Below are 16375 nucleotides of genomic sequence, written 5' to 3' on the forward strand. Positions count from 1 at the left end.
GGGGGCGGCCCTGCCAAAGAGGCCGCGGAGAGCGATGGTCGACAATGCATATTTTTGCGAATCCAAAGCGGTTTTTGAGTCTTGCCACATGGCTGACACCAATGTGTCTGGTGATCGGCCTGGTGATGGCCGGGGGCGCTTTGGCCTATGGGCTGCTTTACGCACCGGCTGACCGGCTGATGGGTGAAACGGTCCGCATTCTTTACATCCATGTGCCCGCTGCATGGCTGGGAATGGGCGGCTGGACCACCATTGCCGTGGCCAGCATTGTCGAACTGGTCTGGCGGCATCCTCTGGCAACGATTGCGGCACGCGCTGCGGCGGTTCCGGGGGCGGTGTTCACAGCCATCTGTCTGATCACCGGCTCTATCTGGGGGCGCCCGACATGGGGAACATGGTGGGTATGGGATGGGCGGCTGACTTCCATGCTGATTCTGTTGTTTCTCTATTTTGGCTATATCGCGCTGGCAGGCGCCGTGAACCGGGAAGGGGCATCAAGCCGTATTCCGGCAATTTTCGGCATTGTCGGGGCGATCAATATTCCCATTATCAACCGTTCTGTCGTGTGGTGGAATTCGCTTCATCAGCCACCCAGCATCACCTTGGGTAAATCAGCGATTGATCCGGCTTTTCTCTGGCCGCTGCTGATCGCCGCTGTGGGATTTTCCTTTATCTTCGGCGGCGTGGTGCTTGCACGGATGCGGATGATCCTGGCAGACATCCAGACCGAAGCGCGCTTGCGGCGCAAAGCTCTGGCAGCATAAAGGATAGCCATGCGCGAGGCTCTCGATCAATGGCACTTCGTGGCCGCAGCCTATGCGGTAGGAATTATCGGCACGCTGGGAATGGTCGGGTGGAGCTGGATATCCATGCGCCGCGCTGAAAAGCGGCGTGAGAAGGCGCGCCGCAAGTGAGTGCGATAAAGCCCAAACATCAACGGCTGGTGCTGCTGGTAATCGCGTTGATTGCGCTCATCGGTGCTGGCTTGCTCGCCGCATGGGCTTTGCGCAATCAGGCCAGCTATTTCTATGTCCCGAGCGAGATTGTCGCGCATCCGCCAGAGGCAGACCGTGCAGTGCGCCTTGGCGGAATGGTGCAGGCAGGTTCGATAAAAACGGACCCGGATGGTGTCACGATTCATTTCATGGTTGGCGATGGCAAGGCCAATGTGCCGGTGGTCTATGCCGGGATCGTGCCCAGCCTCTTCGTCGAAGGGTCAGGTGTCGTGGCAGAAGGCAGGATGGGGAAAGATGGCACTTTCGTGGCTGATAACCTCCTCGCCAAGCATGATGAAAATTATGTTCCGCGTGAATTGAAAGATATGTCAGGCGCGCAGGCCAAAGCGGTCGTGTCGGAAACATCGCAATGATTGCAGAATTTGGCCTTGCGGCTTTATGGCTGGCTGCCGCACTGGCAGCCTTGCAATTGCTGAGCGGATGTTTGTCTCTCACCGAGAAGGGGCAGAATCTGGCATTACTGGTCCGTCCGGCGGCTGTGATTCAGGCGGTCCTTTGCGCGGCGGCCTTTGGCAGCCTGCTATTGCTGTTTGCCCGAACGGATTTGTCGGTTCTTCTGGTGGCGATGAATTCACATTCTGCCAAACCGATGATCTTCAAAGTGGCTGCCACCTGGGGCAACCATGAAGGTTCCATGTTGCTTTGGGTCACCGTGATGGCATTGGCGGGCGGGTTGATCGCATTGATCGAAAAGCGCCTTCCAGAACGCACTATGTTGGCAACGCTTGGCGCGCAGGCCTTCGTTGGTCTGGGCTTTTATGCCTTCCTTCTGTTCAGTTCAAACCCGTTTGAACGGCTTTCTCCACCTGCTGAACAAGGCATGGGGCTCAACCCCCTGTTGCAGGATATCGGTTTAGCTTTCCATCCACCGACACTTTATCTGGGTTATGTTGGCCTGTCTGTCGCGTTCAGTTTTGCCGTGGGGGCGCTGCTGACCCGCAATGTTACACCCGAATTTGCTCGCGTGATGCGGCCTTGGATATTGGGTGCATGGATATTTCTGACATTGGGCATCACTGCAGGGAGCTATTGGGCTTATTATGAGCTTGGCTGGGGTGGTTGGTGGTTCTGGGACCCGGTTGAAAATGCTTCGCTGATGCCGTGGTTGGCAGCAACGGCTTTGCTCCATTCCGCTAGTGTTCTCGCCTCGCGCGATGCTTTGCGGACATGGACGATCATGCTGGGCGTGATTGCCTTTTCCATGTCGATGATGGGCACGTTCCTTGTGCGCTCTGGCATTTTGACCAGTGTTCATGCCTTTGCTGTGGACCCAGAAAGAGGCAGCTTCATTCTGGCACTTCTGGTCCTCAATATTGGCGCCGCTTTGGTGCTTTTTGCCTTGAGGGCCAACACGATATCCGAAGGGCAACAGTTCAGGGCTGTAAGCCGTGAAGGCGCTCTGGTCATCAACAATGTCGCGCTGTCCGCCATCCTCGGCATTGTGCTGCTCGGCACGCTCTACCCTTTGCTGACCGAAGCATTCGGCATTCGGGTTTCGGTTGGCCCGCCCTATTTTAACCCGGTGAGCGCCATCTTTGCGGTACCCATGCTGATCGTGCTGGCGGTCGGCCCGATGCTGCGGTGGCGGCGAGATAGTCTGGGCCGGATCGAGAAACCGATCATTGCGGTGATTCTGGCCGGGCTTGTGGGGATTATTGTCGCCTTTTCGCTCGGCGGAATCGAATTGCTGCCCTTTATTGGCATTGTGCTTTCATTGATGGTTGCTGTGGGCAGTGTCCTGCCACTGAAAGGCCGGTCGCTTCGTCGTTTGCCACTGGCTGTCTGGGGAATGGTCATAGCCCATCTGGGCATTGCCGTGGCTCTGTTCGGCATGTCAGCCGATTCAGCCTTTACGCAGCAGACATTGGTCGCCGCCAGTCCCGGTGATGTGGCCAAGGTTGGCCCCTGGACCATCACGCTGGAATCGGTTGATCCGGTAGCAGGGCCAAACTGGACCGCGCTTGAAGGCAGGATGGCGGCATCCTATCGCGATGAACCCGCACAGCGCATCGCTCCGCAATCGCGGACCTTTTGGGCACCACCGCAGCAGACAAGCGAATCCGCGCTGCTAACCCGCTGGAATGGGCAGCTTTATGCAGTGATTGGCAATGAGGCTGAGGATGGCCGCTGGCAATTGCGCCTGTGGTGGAAGCCCTTTGTCACTTTCATCTGGTATGGCGGCATCATGATTGCCTTGGGTGGCCTGCTCGCCTTGATGGGAAGGGTGTCGGTCGATCTGCGTCGTCGTCATGCGCAAAGGCGTATTGAACAGCGGCACGAAGGTTATGTCCAATGAAAGGCTTTCGCATTGGCTTGTGGCTGATCGTAGCCGTTGCATTAGGGGTGCTGGCGCTTTTCGCCACGCAGCTTTCCAAGCCTAAAGATGATCTCGTCAGAAGCCAGATGATTGGCAAGCCTGTCCCGCAGTTCAAGCTGGATGCGATTGTGCCGGATCGTCCGGGTCTTTCCAGTGCAGACCTTGCCGATGGGAAGCCCAAACTTCTCAACATTTTTGCCAGCTGGTGCGTGCCATGTGCCGCAGAAGCGCCGCAACTGGCTGCGCTTGAAGCGCAAGGTGTGAATATTGTTGGGGTCGCCATTCGTGATAAGCCAGCGGATGCCAGCCAGTTCCTTCAGCTTTATGGCAATCCCTACAGCAGAATTGGCGCGGACAATCTCTCTGCAGTGCAGCTTGCAATAGGCTCCTCTGGTGTGCCTGAGAGCTTTGTGGTCGATGGCAAGGGCATCATTCGATACCAGCATATCGGTGATATTCAGGATCGAGATGTGCCGGTATTGTTGCAGAAGCTACGTGAGGCAGGGCAATGAAACGCCTCAGCATCTTCGTTATTGTTCTTGCAACATTGGGATATGGTCAGGTGGCTCTTGCGCAGGACAGCCTTCCGCCGGCACCCTATGCCTATCGCCAGCTTGATGATCCTCAGCAGGAACATGAAGCCGAAGAATTGATGGAAAGCCTGCGCTGCCTGACGTGCCAGAGCCAGTCCATCGCTGATAGCGATGCGCCCATGGCGGGCGATATGCGTCATCAGGTTCGCACTCGTATCGCCGCCGGGGAAAGCCCGGAGCATATTCGCCAGTGGCTGATGGAACGGTATGGCGATTATATCAGCTATACCCCACGGATGAGTAACGATACCTGGCCGCTATTTGCAGTGCCTGTGCTGCTCTTTCTAGGGGCAGGGCTAATCGTCTGGCGACGGATCGGGCGGCGCTCAGGAAAGGATTCACAATGAGCTGGGTCTTTGCCATTGGACTCGCGCTTGCAGCTTTTGTCGCAATGGTGCTGCTTTTCCGCCTGCCGCGCATAGTGTGGAGCGCAGTGCTTGCGGCACTGACGCTGGGCCTTGCTGGCTACGCTTTTCAAGGGCATCCCGATGAAGTGGGTGCACCTTCAGCCTATCACCCTGTTGCACCCGGTGACGGATGGGCTCTGGTTCAGGCGCGCAAGGAAGTTCTAGGCGAGGACCGTCTATCTCAAAACAGCCTGATGCTCGTTTCTGATGCCTTTATGCGCAAAGGGCAATTTGCCAATGCAGCGGCTGTTCTTGGGCGACTGGTTCAGCAAGATCCGAAGAATGTCGAAGGCTGGGTTGGGCTCGGAAATGCGCTGGTTGAGCAGGCAGATGGAACGATGACACCGGCTGCATTGTTCAGTTTTAACCGTGCGACTCAGGCCGATCCGGCGAGTCTGGCCCCGGCATTCTTTGTCGGCGCGACATATTTACGACAGGGTAAGCTCATTGAAGGTCGTAAGATTTGGGCTCAGGCCGTTGAAAATTCACCAAAAAATACTTGGTGGCGAAACGAGTTGCAGCAGCGGCTTGATCGTCTAGATGAGCTGCTGAACCGTCTGGCTGCAATGCCAGAGGGTAACACAGAGTAATGTGCTGCACCGCAATATGTTGCCCATGCATGAACACGCTGCTAAGCGCGTGTGTCTTGCATATGGTTGCAAGAGGGGGCTTTTCTTCCCGATGAGTAACGATATCGAACCTTCTGGGCACGGCGATGAGGCCGGGCGCACTCCATCTGCCAAGGTGAAGATGGCGGCTGCGGCTGTTGGTATTGTGTTTGGCGATATCGGGACCAGCCCGCTTTACGCCTTCCGAGAGACCTTTGTCGGACCTCACCCGCTGGCTCTGGATGATCTTCACATCCTCGGGGTTGTGAGCCTGATTTTTTGGTCGATGACGCTTGTCGTTTCGATTCAGTATGTCGCCATTTTGATGCGCGCGGATAATAAGGGGCAGGGCGGGACACTTGCCCTTGTTGCGATGATTTCGCGCTACATCAAGAAGTCGAGCTATGGCTGGCTGACGGTGATGTTAGGCGTTTTTGCTACGGCGCTGTTTTACGGCGATTCCATGATTACCCCGGCCGTTTCGGTTTTGTCCGCTGTCGAAGGCCTGACTGTGGTTGAATCCCGGTTGGCACCGTTGGTCATTCCAATTGCGCTGGTGTTGCTGGTGCTGCTGTTTATCCTCCAGAAGCGCGGTACGGCGCGGATCAGCACCTTATTTGCGCCTATCATGGTGATTTATTTCGTGACGCTGGCCATTCTCGGCATCGTGCATATCGTCCAAATGCCGGAAGTGCTGTTTGCTCTGAACCCCTGGTATGCCGTGCAATTCTTCATGACGGATAAGATGCTTGGCTTTCTGGCGTTGGGTTCCGTTGTGCTCGCTGTCACCGGGTCAGAAGCGCTTTATGCAGATATGGGCCATTTTGGTCGTGGCCCTTTGCGTCTTTCATGGTTCGGTTTTGTGATGCCGTGTCTGCTCCTGAACTATTTCGGGCAAGGTGCGATGATCCTCAGCCTCGGCGATGCCGGGGCGGCTGAGGCCATTCAAAGCCCGTTCTTCTTTCTTGCTCCTGAAGCGTTACGCTTGCCGCTGGTTTTCCTGGCGACTGCTGCGACCTTCATTGCCAGCCAGGCGGTGATTACGGGTGCCTATTCGATCACCCACCAGGCCATTCAGCTCGGCTTCGTTCCGCGTCTGTCGATCCTGCACACCAGTGAGACGGAGCAGGGGCAGATCTATATTCCGCTCGTCAACTGGCTGTTGATGATCGCGGTGATCATTCTTGTGCTGTTCTTCCGCAATTCGTCCAACCTCGCTTCGGCATATGGTATCGCCGTGACCGGTGCGATGTTGATCGACACCTGCTTGATGGCAGTTCTGCTGATGGCGGTGTGGAAATGGCGCTGGTGGTACGCGATTCCGGTTATGCTGGTGTTCTTCATTGTTGATGGAGCGTACTTCGCGGCGAACTTCACGAAGGTGCCTGATGGCGGCTGGTTCCCTCTCCTGATCGGTGCGATTGCCTTCACCTTGCTGACAACATGGGCCAAGGGCCGTAAGCTGATGCGTGCAAGGATGGCGGAAGTTGGTCTTCCGCTCGACATCTTTGCCAAGTCAGGCCGTAACAGCACTGCACGCGTTCCCGGCACGGCGATCTTTATGAACTCCGGATCGAGTGGCACGCCGTCTGCGCTGCTGCACAACATCAAGCACAACAAGGTTCTTCATGAGCGCGTGGTCGTGCTCACCGTTTCTATCGGCGATATTCCCTATGTTGATGAGCAGGACCGGGTGGAAGTGAAGGATTATGGCGATGGCTTCTATCGCGTCATCCTGCGCTATGGCTTTATGGAAGAAACCGATATTCCGGCAGCCCTGACGCAGATTGATATGTGTGGCGAGCCGTTTGACATGATGAACACCAGCTTCTTCCTGTCTCGCCAGACGCTTCTGGCGGCAGAAAAACCGGGCATGATGATCTGGCGTGAAAAGCTGTTCGCCTGGATGATGCGCAATGCGGCAACGCCGATGGACTTCTTCCGCCTGCCCACCAACCGCGTGGTCGAACTGGGCAGTCAGATCGCTATTTAACGGGTGGGGGCGCTATGCCCCCATTCCAACTTTGTTTGGAAGGGCAATTGATGGTGTCTGCTGTATCCGCCGTTCCCGCAGCACCAAGCCATTCCGCTGAAGAGCATTTCGCGGCACAATTCGCTTATGAGACCGATTGTTGGGATGTACATGAAGCCATGTCTGGCGGCGTGCCCGATTTTATCTTGCTCGATGTTCGCAGCCCTGCGCTTTATGCCAAGGGGCATGTGCCCGGTGCGATTAATCTTCCGCATGGCAAGATCATCGCATCCAAGATGGCGCAATGGCCTGAAGACACGCTGTTTGTAACTTATTGCGCTGGCCCGCACTGCAATGGCGCGGCAAGAGGGGCTTTGCGGCTCGCCAGGCTTGGCCGTCCGGTGAAATTGATGACAGGTGGCATCACCGGATGGATAGATGAAGGGTTTGAACTGGCCACCAGCCCAGCAGTGTAAGCCGGTGGCCGATTAAATCACTCTGTCGGAGGGTTCTTCACCACTTCGTCTTCATCGCTCACAGACAGGCCATGTTTGAGCAACATTGGCAGTTGGGTGAAGGTGAAGAGGAAAGACAGGGGCATGAATACCCAGATCTTCGTGGCGAGCCAGTCACCGAATGACAGATAGTGGCGCAGCACTTCATTCAGTACTGCCAGAAACAGGAAGAAGACACCCCAATTGCGGGAGAGTTTGAGCCAGCCTTCCTTGTTCAGGCCTTCAAATGCCGCTTCCAGCAACCATTGGAGGAAAGCCTTGCCTCTCATCCACCCAACTAGCAGCACAACGCCAAAGAAGACGTAGAGCGCAGTCGGCTTGACCTGGACATAGAACGGATCGCGCAAAAGGATCGTCAGGCTGCCAAAGCCCACGATCAATGCGGTGGAAAGCCACAACATGCGCGATACCGATCCAAGCCTCCACTTGGAGACGACCAGCGCCACGATCGCTGCAATCATAAACGCGCCTGTGCTCTTGATAACAGCGACAATTGCACCAACACCGGATGTGTCATGCGCGGGAGAGGCAATCTTATAAACAGCCAGAAAAACCAGCAGTGGTCCATAATCGACCAGCAGATTGATCCAGCTTGATTTTGGCTTCTTGGGGGTGGGGGTAGTTTCAGCCATGTCAGGCAACTCCGGCAATCACACGCGCCACGAGATCAGGATCGAAGGGGCGCAAATCTTCGATTGTTTCACCCACACCAATCGCATGAATCGGTAGGCCATATTGTTCAGCCGCAGCAACCAGAACACCGCCACGAGCGGTGCCATCGAGCTTGGTCATGATAAGGCCGGTGACGCCGGCCACTTCCTTGAAAGTTTCAATCTGTGACAGCGCATTCTGGCCGTTGGTCGCATCCAGAACCAGCACCACATCATGCGGCGCTTCGGGGTTGAGGCGGCCAAGAACCCGGCGGATTTTGGCCAGCTCGTCCATCAATTCGCGCTTGTTTTGCAACCGGCCAGCAGTGTCGACTACCAGCGCGTCAATCCCGGTGTCGGTGGCCAGCTTGACGGCATCAAACACTACACTGGCCGGATCGCCCTGTTCCGGGCCGGTGACGATGGGGACACCCAACCTGTCTGCCCAGACTTTGAGCTGGCCAATGGCAGCAGCGCGGAACGTGTCACCCGCCGCCAGCATGACTCCATAATCATCTTCCTGAAAAAGATGGGCAAGCTTGGCGATGGTGGTGGTCTTGCCTGATCCGTTGACACCAATCATCAACACCACTTGCGGGCGTGGGAAAGCGGTGACTTCGAGCGGTTTTGCCACGGGCCTCAGGATGGCGGCGATTTCTTCCGCCACAGCTTCCTTCAATTCGCGTTCCGTGATGGTGAGGCCAAAACGCTTTTCTGCCAGTTTGGCTCTGATCCGTGCGGCCGCGCTCGGGCCGAGGTCTGACAGGATCAACGCGTCTTCAACATCATCCAGCGTTCCATCATCAAGCTTGGCCGTGCCGACCGCGCCTGTGAGATTTTGCGACAGTCGCTCAGATGTCTTGCGAAAGCCGCCAAGCAGCTTTTCGGACCAGCCATTGTCGCTCATTGCAGCAGACCTTCTTCCAGTTTTGTCGGTGTGATGGTGACGATGCGCCCGGCGGCAATTCCTTCGGGCACCGCGACGCGGGCGAAGGAGGGGCCATAGCCGGTGCCATCCTTTTCGGCGAGCACTTGCTGCTCCCTGCCGATCAGGCTGCGTAGCCATTCGTCTCGGATTTTTAGTGTTTCAGCCCGCAGTTCAGACGCGCGCTGTTTTACAATCGCGCGGTCAACTTGCGGCATACGGGCAGCCGGTGTTCCGGGGCGGGGCGAATAAGGAAAGATATGCCCATGCACTATGCCCAGTTCCGCAATGATCGAGAGGTTATTCGCGTGCATCGCATCCGTTTCGGTCGGGAAACCGGCGATAATATCCGCGCCGATGGAAAGGTTAGAGCGATGGCGTTTCAAACGCTCTACCAGATCAACCGCATCGCGGCGTAAATGGCGGCGCTTCATGCGCTTCAGGATCATGTCATCGCCTGATTGCAGTGACAGATGCAGATGCGGCATGATGCGTTCTTCAAACGCGAACAGCTCAAACAGCTCTGCATCAATCTCTACACCATCAAGCGAAGACATGCGCAGGCGTTCCAGTGTAGGAAATTGATCGAGAATGCTGCGAACCAACCGGCCAAGTGGCGGGCGATCGGGCAAATCTTCGCCCCAACTGGTGACGTCGACGCCTGTCAGCACCACTTCCATTGCGCCTTGAGACAGGTGGCGTTCGACTTCTCCCAGCACTTGCGGAATGGTGAGCGAGCGGCTGGTGCCGCGCCCCTGCGGGATTACGCAGAAGGTGCAGGCATGGTCGCAGCCATTCTGCACTGTGACAAAGGCGCGTGTGTGCTTGGGCAGCACAGGCTCAGCCTGAACCGGCACATTCCATGCGCGCGCGTCAAGCTTTTGGGTGTTTGCGATCAGCCCATCCACTTCGGGCATGGCGGCAAGCTGTTCGCGTTCAATCTCTGCTGCGCATCCTGTGACTAGCAGCCTTGCATCGGGTCGATTGCGGCGAGCGCGGCGAATGGCCTGCCGTGTCTGGCGCACAGCTTCGCTCGTCACCGCGCAGCTATTGATTACGATGACGTCGCTTTCATCGGCGAGCATCGCGCGAATTTGTTCGCTTTCAGAGATATTCAACCGGCAGCCAAGTGAGATCACTTCGGCCTTGGAAGGTGTTGGTTGGGGAGCTGTCATGCAAACTGGCTCCAGTCGAAGCTCCCCGTGAAGCTGGCGGTGGCAGGGCCAGTCATGGTGATGCGATTGGCATCGCTCCATCCGATCATCAGATCACCACCGGGGAGGGTGACACGGGTTTCCCGCTCCACCAAGTCACGACGCATGGCGGCGATGGCTGTGGCGCAAGCGCCGGTGCCGCAAGCGCGGGTAAGTCCGGCGCCACGCTCCCAGACATGCAAGCGAATGGCAGAGCGGCTGTCCACCGTGGCGACATTCACATTCACACGATTGGGAAAGAGGGGGTCATTCTCAATCAATGGGCCAAGGCGAGCAAGGTCCACCGCATCGCAATCATCGACGAAGAAAATCACATGCGGATTGCCGACGTTTACGGCCACTGGGTTGTTCAGCTCTTCCCAGCCCACCGGCATGGATAGCGTGTCCATTGCAAAGGCCAAGGGAATGACCTCCCACTCAAAGCGCGGCTCACCCATATCAACAGCGATCCCGCCACCTGCAGGCTGGGCGAAGATCAAGCCGCCAGCAGTTTCGATTGTAGCAGGCTGGCCATGTAGCAGCGCAACAGCGCGGCTGGCATTGCCGCAAGCTTCCACTTCACTGCCATCGGGATTGAATATCCGCATCCGGAAGTCGCCTGCATCAGACGGGGTCAGCAGAATAAGCTGGTCGCAGCCAATACCTTCCCGGCGGTCCGCAATATTGCGGGCGAAGCGGGCATTCACTTCGGGCAGTTCTGCCGTGCGGGCGTCAAGCACCACGAAGTCATTGCCGAGCCCATGCATTTTGGTGAAGGAAACACGCATTGTGGCCACTTAGTCGCAGAACCGATCAATCGCAACGGAGCGATTGAAATGCGCGTGCTTATTGATGCGAAGGCCCGACTTTCCGAATGTCACTGGCTTCCAGTGGTTGAGGAGTGTCCGTGGAAGCCAATGTCGGTTTGCTCGGCTTAGTAGCGGCAAGGAGTTCCAGTGTCTTTCGGGCATCTTCTGGTTGGCCATAGAGGAAGCCCTGACCTTTCATGGCGCCAAAGGCTCGCAGGGTTGCCAGCGTGTCTTCATCCTCGATGCCTTCCGCAACGATGGGAAGGTTCAGGCCCGCGCCCAAAGAAACGATTGCTTCAACCAGCTTGGTATTGCCGCCTTGACGCGACATTTCATGCACAAAGCTGCGATCAATCTTGAGCCGGTCAAAGGGCAGGGCACGCAATTGGGCGAGGCTGGAATAGCCCGTTCCAAAATCATCCAGTGTGACGTGGATGCCCTGATTTTTCAGGCTGACCAGAACATTGCGCACTGCGGCAATATTATCATGGAGGCAGCTTTCCGTAATTTCGATATCGAGGCGCTCGGGTGGAAATCCATTCTCCACCACCAGGCGGAGCAGCTTTTGCGCAAACCAAGGGTCGCGCAGCTGGATCGGGGAGATGTTTACCGAGAGAGTGATCTTCGGGTCCCATTCCAGCGCATCTTTAAGCGCCTGCTTGATGAGCCTTTCCGAAATATCGGAAATAATGCCCATTTTTTCCGCAATGGGAATGAACGTATCCGGGCTGACCATGCCAAAATCACGGGATTTCCATCGCGCCAGCATTTCAAAACCAACAAGCTCGCCAGTTTCGAGATCAACTTGCTTTTGGTAGAATGGGACAAATTCGCCACGGGCAACGCCATGGCGAATGCCGTTTTCAACTTTCCGCCGGAACCGAAATTCGGTGTTCATACGGTTTTCGAACCAAGCGGAATTATTGCGGCCATTATTCTTGGCAAAATACATCGCAACATCGGCATGGTGCAGCAATTCTTCGGCATCATGTATCTTCGAGGCGGGGTCGCCCAGGGCTTGCGCAATCCCCAGAGACATGGTGACCTCCACGCTTTCACCATTCAGTTCGATAGGCTCGGAAACTTTACGCACTAATCTGTTGGCAAGGGCAGTGATGGCTTCTCTGTCTTCGCCCTTGAATGGGAGAACACAGATAAATTCATCTCCTCCGATCCGTGCCACTTCGCCTTCAGGCGGCAAAGCCATTTTCAACCGGTTGGCAGTTTCTACGAGAACACAGTCACCGAGCTGATGACCATTGAGATCATTAATATGTTTGAAATTGTCGAGGTCGAGCAGAAGGAGCGCCACATCACTGTCGTTCTTGCGTGCGGTGAGGATCATTTCATCGATGATGGCGCGGATACTTCGACGATTATGGCAGCCGGTGAGGTGATCTATGGCCGCCAGTTTCAATGCTTCCTGTTCAGATGCGCCGACTTCAGCCAGTGTCCGCTGCAAGGATTTATAATGACGCCAGCCTAATAGGAAAATGGCAATATTGAGCAGGAGCATGCACACCATTGTCGGATCTGGCGCTGGCGCTTTTCCGGCCAGGTTGAGGGCAGCTTGTGGCAGGACACGGCCACCAATGCCGACGAACAGGATCAGCGCGGCAAAGGCTATTCCCAATGCGATGACATCCCGTTCGCTTCGGCCGAACCGTGATTTCCACCCATTTTTCTGTATGGTATTTATGTTTGCCAACCCAACCACCTTATAGTGTTCAGCAGTTATCATGGCATTCGAGCTTCAAAATTTGGTTAACCAGAACCAATAGTAAACAACGACATAGCGGAATTTACGAAAGACAATTATGGCAAAACGATATTGGCTCATGAAGTCAGAGCCGGATGCGTATGGCTGGGATGATCTTGTTAAAGAGGGGGAGGGCACATGGGATGGTGTCCGCAACCATAAGGCAGCCAATAATCTACGCAGCATGGAGAAGGGGGATCAGGTCTTCTTCTATCATTCGAATATCGGGCGTGAAATTGTCGGAATCGCCGAAATCAGTGTGAGCGGAATAGCTGACCCATCCGATCCCGATCAAAAATGGGCTGCGGTGAAGTTAAAGCCGGTCCGCTTGCTTGCCCGTCCAGTGACGCTGAAGGAAATCAAGGCCTGCGATGCGCTGGCAGATATGGAGCTGGTTCGTCTTTCGCGCCTTTCCGTGTCGGAAATAAGCCCAGACGAATGGAACAAAATTCTTTCTATCTCAGAGGCTTAATGCAGGGAACTGCATGACTTCTGCTTCGTAGGATGAAGGTAAGGCGGCGACGGAGCTGCCATTATTTGAAAGGATTTTGGTCATGGGTGAACTGAAGAGCAAAGCAAAAGGTCTTGGCAATGAAATCGCTGGCAATGTGAAGCAGCAGTCCAGCGATCCGGAAACCCGCGCTGAAGGTAAAGCTCAGGAGAAAAAGGGCGAAGCCCAAAATCTCAAAGGCAAGGTTGAAGGCGCTTTGGGCGACAAAATCTGACCTGACTGATTGCTATTATTCCATAAAGAGCCGCCTTACGAGGCGGCTCTTTTAGTTTACCAAGCAGCGATGGGATTTACTGCTTGTCTCATTGCGTGACACCGGATGATTGCCGGGCCGTGGGAGCTTCCACAATAGTTACCATCTGGTTAACACCGCCAGATGAACCCATCTTCGATACCCGCTCTTCGCCCGGTTGGTCACCGCTTTCTTGATGGTCTTCCCATAGGCGTTCGAGCGCTTGACCAGGAGATGGCGCAAAGCTCCTACAGGAGCGGATTTTTTGCCAGCCTATGCCGGCAGGATTATTACGATATTCTTGGCGTCTATTGCGCGGTCTTTCTGGCAACCTTGCTGTACATTATGTAGGAGGGTGGGCGCGTGGACGGTGCGTTTCCGCCCAGGTACCCGTTCTGTCAGGATTCAGCCGCTAAAGCAGCCTCCTTCTCAGCCTTGTAGAGCACGGCACCCAGCCATGCAGAGATAAGGCACATGGCGCCGCTCAGCAGGAGCTGTTCAAGCAGCGGTATGCCCGCAGCACTGAGCCCGGCGGCCAGCAATGAACCCACAACCATAGCACCAGAGTTGACAATATTATTGGCTGCAACGGTTCTGGCTGCCTGTCCCGCATCGACCTTGGTTGTCAGGAATGCATAGAGCGGCACCACGAACATTCCCCCTGAGATAGCGATCAGAAGCAGTGTTCCCAGCACCAGAGGTGCCAGAGGCTGGATAATAAATTCTGGCACGTCCATCAGCTCGGTGGGGACGTGTTGTGCCCAAAGCTTGCAGACGAAATAGAACATCACCACGAATACCCCCATGGCGATCACGGAAATGGGGCCATAGCGCGCCGAAACTCTGCCCTTCAGCAGCGCATTGATAGAGATGGAGCCAATCGCCACGCCGATAGAGAAGGTCACCAGGAAAAGGCTGGCTACTTCCTTGCTTGCCATCAGGACATTCTTGGCCAGTGGTGGGAACTGGATGAACAGAACGGCACCAATCGTCCAGAAAAAGCTGATGGCCATGATCGCGTAGAAAACTTCACGATCCTTCATCGTATTGCGGATGAGCGCGATGGACGAACGAAAGACGTGATAGTCGATCTTTTGGCCTTGCTCAGTTGGTGGAGCGGGCGGGACTTGCTGGCTGGTGATAAAGCCCACCACGGCCATCACGACCACCACCACTCCGGCCACTTCAATGGGAATCCATCCGGCTAGGATGGTGCCGGCAAGAATGGCGATATAGGTTCCGGCTTCGACAAGGCCTGTTCCGGCAAGCACTTCGTCACGTTCAAGATGCTGAGGGAGAATGGCATATTTGATCGGCCCGAAGAAAGTCGAATGAATGCCCATAGCAAACAGGGCGACAAGCATGAGCGGGATCGCGACGGATTCGATCATGGTCGCACGCCAGGCAAGGTAAAGCCCGGTTGCGCCGCAAGCCATGATGACAATTTCCGCACCTTTCACCCAGCGGATGATTTTCGCCTTGTCGCGCATATCGGCCAACTGTCCGGCGAGCGCGGAGAGAATGAAGAACGGGAGGATGAAAAGCCCGGAAGCGATAGCGCTAAACTGCGCTTCTGCCTCAGCGGAACTGTAGACCTGATACACAACGAACAGGACCATCGCGTTCTTGTAGAGATTGTCATTGAAAGCATTCAGCAGCTGCGTGACAAATAGCGGCAGAAAGTTGCGCTTCTTCAGCAATTGGGTGGAAGTCAAAGGTATCGGCCTGTGCTGCCTCGGGACTGTGTTTGACCCATAACGGAGCTTTTGTGCTGGACAAGGGCAGGAAGCGCTTTTTCCTCGCGCGTTTCGGCGCTAGGGCATTCATATAATGTGGACTCTGCCTAATATTCTCACCCTGTCGCGGATTATCGCGCTCCCTCTCCTTATCGCTTTGATGTGGTGGCCGAACTGGGCGCTGGGCTATATATTGGCATTCCTGCTTTATTGCCTGATGGGCATTACTGACTATTTTGACGGGATGCTGGCGCGCTCCAGCGGTTCTGTTTCACGGCTTGGAATTTTCCTCGATCCCATCGCGGATAAGATCATGGTGGCCACCGTGATTTTGATGCTGGTGGCCAATGGGGATGTTGAAAGCTGGAATGTGATCGCTGGCTTGGTGATTCTGTTGCGAGAGATCGCTGTATCGGGCCTGCGTGAATTTCTGGCTGGCGTTCAAGTGTCCATGCCGGTTTCCAAACTGGCCAAATGGAAGACGACTTTTCAGTTGATTGCTCTTGGTGCGCTGATCCTTGGTTCAGGGCTTCCGCAATGGCCTTTTGTCCATCTGGTTGGACTGGTGAGCCTCTGGGGGGCCGCCGTGCTGACATTAATCACGGGTTGGGATTATTTGCGAATCGGTATGAAGCATATGGACTGATCGGATGAACGGTGGGAATCTACCGTTCATCCCATGGATTCGGCAGGTCCATTCAATCGCGTGGCTTATGTAATTGTCCTTCGCCGGCCTTGTAAAAGAACTGACTACAGGTCAGCCAGCCTTTCAAAGGCCTGAGGGGGAGCACGCATGTCAGGATCAGGATGGGCAGCGACACGATCAAATGCACCCAGAATGGTGGGTCCAGTTTCACCTGAATGATGAGGGCCAAAGCAATCGCCGGAATGCAGGCGAAGCACGTCACAAAAAAGGCGGGGCCATCTGCCGGATCAGCAAATTCATAGGACAGGCCGCAGACATCGCACCCTTTGCGCAAAGTGAGAAATCCATCGAACAGCCGCCCTTCGCCACAGCGTGGGCAGCGGCCCCGCAGGCCGGTTTGCAACGGGCTGAGGCGTGGCCAATGTTTGGTGGATGAAGGCTGATTGCCGTTTATCTGATCAGCCATAATGCCTGCATCTCCGCTGT

At 55.6% G+C, this 16375-nt stretch carries 19 protein-coding genes; 12 read left to right on the forward strand and 7 right to left on the reverse strand.

Going from position 1 to position 16375, the window contains the following annotated elements; genetic code table 11:
• Nucleotides 1–44: 44 nt before the first annotated feature.
• The 9 genes from ccmC (at nt 45) to GRI39_RS01110 (ending at nt 7389) form a co-directional block, all read left to right on the forward strand.
• The gene (ccmC, locus tag GRI39_RS01075) at nt 45–764 is read left to right on the forward strand and encodes a heme ABC transporter permease CcmC (protein ID WP_160737854.1); all 720 of its coding nucleotides are present in this window, start codon (nt 45–47) and stop codon (nt 762–764) included.
• A gap of 9 nt (nt 765–773) precedes the next feature.
• Complete coding sequence (locus GRI39_RS14360) at nt 774–914, forward strand: hypothetical protein (RefSeq protein WP_170324272.1); 141 nt, start codon at nt 774–776, stop codon at nt 912–914.
• Between the two features lie 5 nt (nt 915–919).
• The gene (gene ccmE / locus GRI39_RS01080; RefSeq protein ID WP_160738556.1) at nt 920–1369 is read left to right on the forward strand and encodes a cytochrome c maturation protein CcmE; all 450 of its coding nucleotides are present in this window, start codon (nt 920–922) and stop codon (nt 1367–1369) included.
• Nucleotides 1366–3312: a heme lyase CcmF/NrfE family subunit gene (locus GRI39_RS01085; RefSeq protein ID WP_160737855.1), complete on the forward strand. Its 1947-nt coding sequence runs from the start codon at nt 1366–1368 to the stop codon at nt 3310–3312. The genes ccmE and GRI39_RS01085 overlap by 4 nt, the downstream gene beginning before the upstream one ends.
• Nucleotides 3309–3845, forward strand: coding sequence for a DsbE family thiol:disulfide interchange protein (locus GRI39_RS01090; protein ID WP_160737856.1), 537 nt, complete (start codon nt 3309–3311; stop codon nt 3843–3845). The genes GRI39_RS01085 and GRI39_RS01090 overlap by 4 nt, the downstream gene beginning before the upstream one ends.
• Complete coding sequence (locus GRI39_RS01095; RefSeq protein ID WP_160737857.1) at nt 3842–4273, forward strand: cytochrome c-type biogenesis protein; 432 nt, start codon at nt 3842–3844, stop codon at nt 4271–4273. The genes GRI39_RS01090 and GRI39_RS01095 overlap by 4 nt, the downstream gene beginning before the upstream one ends.
• Nucleotides 4270–4923 (forward strand): tetratricopeptide repeat protein, encoded by a 654-nt coding sequence (locus GRI39_RS01100; protein ID WP_160737858.1) that lies wholly within the window; start codon nt 4270–4272, stop codon nt 4921–4923. The genes GRI39_RS01095 and GRI39_RS01100 overlap by 4 nt, the downstream gene beginning before the upstream one ends.
• Nucleotides 4924–5014: 91 nt before the next feature.
• A complete protein-coding gene (locus GRI39_RS01105; RefSeq protein WP_160737859.1) occupies nt 5015–6934 on the forward strand; it encodes a potassium transporter Kup in 1920 nt (639 codons plus the stop codon).
• 50 nt (nt 6935–6984) lie between these two features.
• On the forward strand, nt 6985–7389 hold the full coding sequence (locus GRI39_RS01110; protein ID WP_160737860.1) for a rhodanese-like domain-containing protein: 405 nt from the start codon (nt 6985–6987) through the stop codon (nt 7387–7389).
• Nucleotides 7390–7406: 17 nt separating this feature from the next.
• Here GRI39_RS01110 and GRI39_RS01115 read toward each other — a convergent pair whose 3' ends face one another.
• From GRI39_RS01115 to GRI39_RS01135, 5 genes are read right to left on the reverse strand one after another with little or no spacing between them, the layout of a single operon-like run.
• Nucleotides 7407–8060 carry an inner membrane-spanning protein YciB gene (locus GRI39_RS01115; RefSeq protein ID WP_160737861.1) on the reverse strand — a complete coding sequence of 218 codons (654 nt, stop codon included), beginning with the start codon at nt 8058–8060 and terminating at the stop codon, nt 7407–7409.
• Nucleotide 8061: 1 nt separating this feature from the next.
• Nucleotides 8062–8985: a signal recognition particle-docking protein FtsY gene (gene ftsY, locus GRI39_RS01120; RefSeq protein ID WP_160737862.1), complete on the reverse strand. Its 924-nt coding sequence runs from the start codon at nt 8983–8985 to the stop codon at nt 8062–8064.
• Entirely contained in the window at nt 8982–10178 is a 1197-nt protein-coding gene (mtaB, locus tag GRI39_RS01125; protein WP_160737863.1) for a tRNA (N(6)-L-threonylcarbamoyladenosine(37)-C(2))-methylthiotransferase MtaB, read from the reverse strand. Before mtaB ends, ftsY begins: the two co-directional genes overlap by 4 nt.
• Entirely contained in the window at nt 10175–10984 is an 810-nt protein-coding gene (gene dapF / locus GRI39_RS01130; protein ID WP_160737864.1) for a diaminopimelate epimerase, read from the reverse strand. The genes mtaB and dapF overlap by 4 nt, the downstream gene beginning before the upstream one ends.
• 58 nt (nt 10985–11042) lie before the next feature.
• Nucleotides 11043–12713: a putative bifunctional diguanylate cyclase/phosphodiesterase gene (locus tag GRI39_RS01135; protein WP_246204807.1), complete on the reverse strand. Its 1671-nt coding sequence runs from the start codon at nt 12711–12713 to the stop codon at nt 11043–11045.
• Between the two features lie 109 nt (nt 12714–12822).
• On the opposite strand from GRI39_RS01135, the gene GRI39_RS01140 reads away from it, so the two are divergent.
• Nucleotides 12823–13236, forward strand: a complete 414-nt coding sequence (locus GRI39_RS01140; RefSeq protein WP_160737866.1) for an EVE domain-containing protein — start codon at nt 12823–12825, stop codon at nt 13234–13236.
• Nucleotides 13237–13318: 82 nt separating this feature from the next.
• Nucleotides 13319–13489, forward strand: a complete 171-nt coding sequence (locus GRI39_RS01145) for a CsbD family protein (protein WP_160737867.1) — start codon at nt 13319–13321, stop codon at nt 13487–13489.
• A gap of 416 nt (nt 13490–13905) precedes the next feature.
• On the opposite strand, the gene GRI39_RS01150 is transcribed toward GRI39_RS01145, so the two are convergent.
• A complete protein-coding gene (locus GRI39_RS01150) occupies nt 13906–15222 on the reverse strand; it encodes an MFS transporter (protein WP_246204809.1) in 1317 nt (438 codons plus the stop codon).
• A 115-nt stretch (nt 15223–15337) separates the two neighbouring features.
• Here GRI39_RS01150 and pgsA point away from each other — a divergent pair, with 115 nt between their 5' ends.
• Complete coding sequence (pgsA, locus tag GRI39_RS01155; protein WP_160737868.1) at nt 15338–15889, forward strand: CDP-diacylglycerol--glycerol-3-phosphate 3-phosphatidyltransferase; 552 nt, start codon at nt 15338–15340, stop codon at nt 15887–15889.
• A gap of 52 nt (nt 15890–15941) precedes the next feature.
• Here pgsA and GRI39_RS01160 read toward each other — a convergent pair whose 3' ends face one another.
• A complete protein-coding gene (locus GRI39_RS01160; protein WP_160737869.1) occupies nt 15942–16355 on the reverse strand; it encodes a DUF983 domain-containing protein in 414 nt (137 codons plus the stop codon).
• Nucleotides 16356–16375 lie beyond the last annotated feature (20 nt).

This window comes from Altericroceibacterium indicum, assembly GCF_009828105.1.
Classification (GTDB): domain Bacteria; phylum Pseudomonadota; class Alphaproteobacteria; order Sphingomonadales; family Sphingomonadaceae; genus Altericroceibacterium; species Altericroceibacterium indicum.

Coding starts and splice junctions, on each gene's coding strand:
- ccmC (WP_160737854.1), top strand. CDS start 45: ATGCATATTTTTGCGAATCCAAAGCGGTTTTTGAGTCTTGCCACATGG.
- GRI39_RS14360 (WP_170324272.1), top strand. CDS start 774: ATGCGCGAGGCTCTCGATCAATGGCACTTCGTGGCCGCAGCCTATGCG.
- GRI39_RS01085 (WP_160737855.1), top strand. CDS start 1,366: ATGATTGCAGAATTTGGCCTTGCGGCTTTATGGCTGGCTGCCGCACTG.
- GRI39_RS01090 (WP_160737856.1), top strand. CDS start 3,309: ATGAAAGGCTTTCGCATTGGCTTGTGGCTGATCGTAGCCGTTGCATTA.
- GRI39_RS01095 (WP_160737857.1), top strand. CDS start 3,842: ATGAAACGCCTCAGCATCTTCGTTATTGTTCTTGCAACATTGGGATAT.
- GRI39_RS01100 (WP_160737858.1), top strand. CDS start 4,270: ATGAGCTGGGTCTTTGCCATTGGACTCGCGCTTGCAGCTTTTGTCGCA.
- GRI39_RS01105 (WP_160737859.1), top strand. CDS start 5,015: ATGAGTAACGATATCGAACCTTCTGGGCACGGCGATGAGGCCGGGCGC.
- GRI39_RS01110 (WP_160737860.1), top strand. CDS start 6,985: ATGGTGTCTGCTGTATCCGCCGTTCCCGCAGCACCAAGCCATTCCGCT.
- GRI39_RS01115 (WP_160737861.1), bottom strand. CDS start 8,060: ATGGCTGAAACTACCCCCACCCCCAAGAAGCCAAAATCAAGCTGGATC.
- ftsY (WP_160737862.1), bottom strand. CDS start 8,985: ATGAGCGACAATGGCTGGTCCGAAAAGCTGCTTGGCGGCTTTCGCAAG.
- mtaB (WP_160737863.1), bottom strand. CDS start 10,178: ATGACAGCTCCCCAACCAACACCTTCCAAGGCCGAAGTGATCTCACTT.
- dapF (WP_160737864.1), bottom strand. CDS start 10,984: ATGCGTGTTTCCTTCACCAAAATGCATGGGCTCGGCAATGACTTCGTG.
- GRI39_RS01140 (WP_160737866.1), top strand. CDS start 12,823: ATGGCAAAACGATATTGGCTCATGAAGTCAGAGCCGGATGCGTATGGC.
- GRI39_RS01145 (WP_160737867.1), top strand. CDS start 13,319: ATGGGTGAACTGAAGAGCAAAGCAAAAGGTCTTGGCAATGAAATCGCT.
- pgsA (WP_160737868.1), top strand. CDS start 15,338: ATGTGGACTCTGCCTAATATTCTCACCCTGTCGCGGATTATCGCGCTC.
- GRI39_RS01160 (WP_160737869.1), bottom strand. CDS start 16,355: ATGGCTGATCAGATAAACGGCAATCAGCCTTCATCCACCAAACATTGG.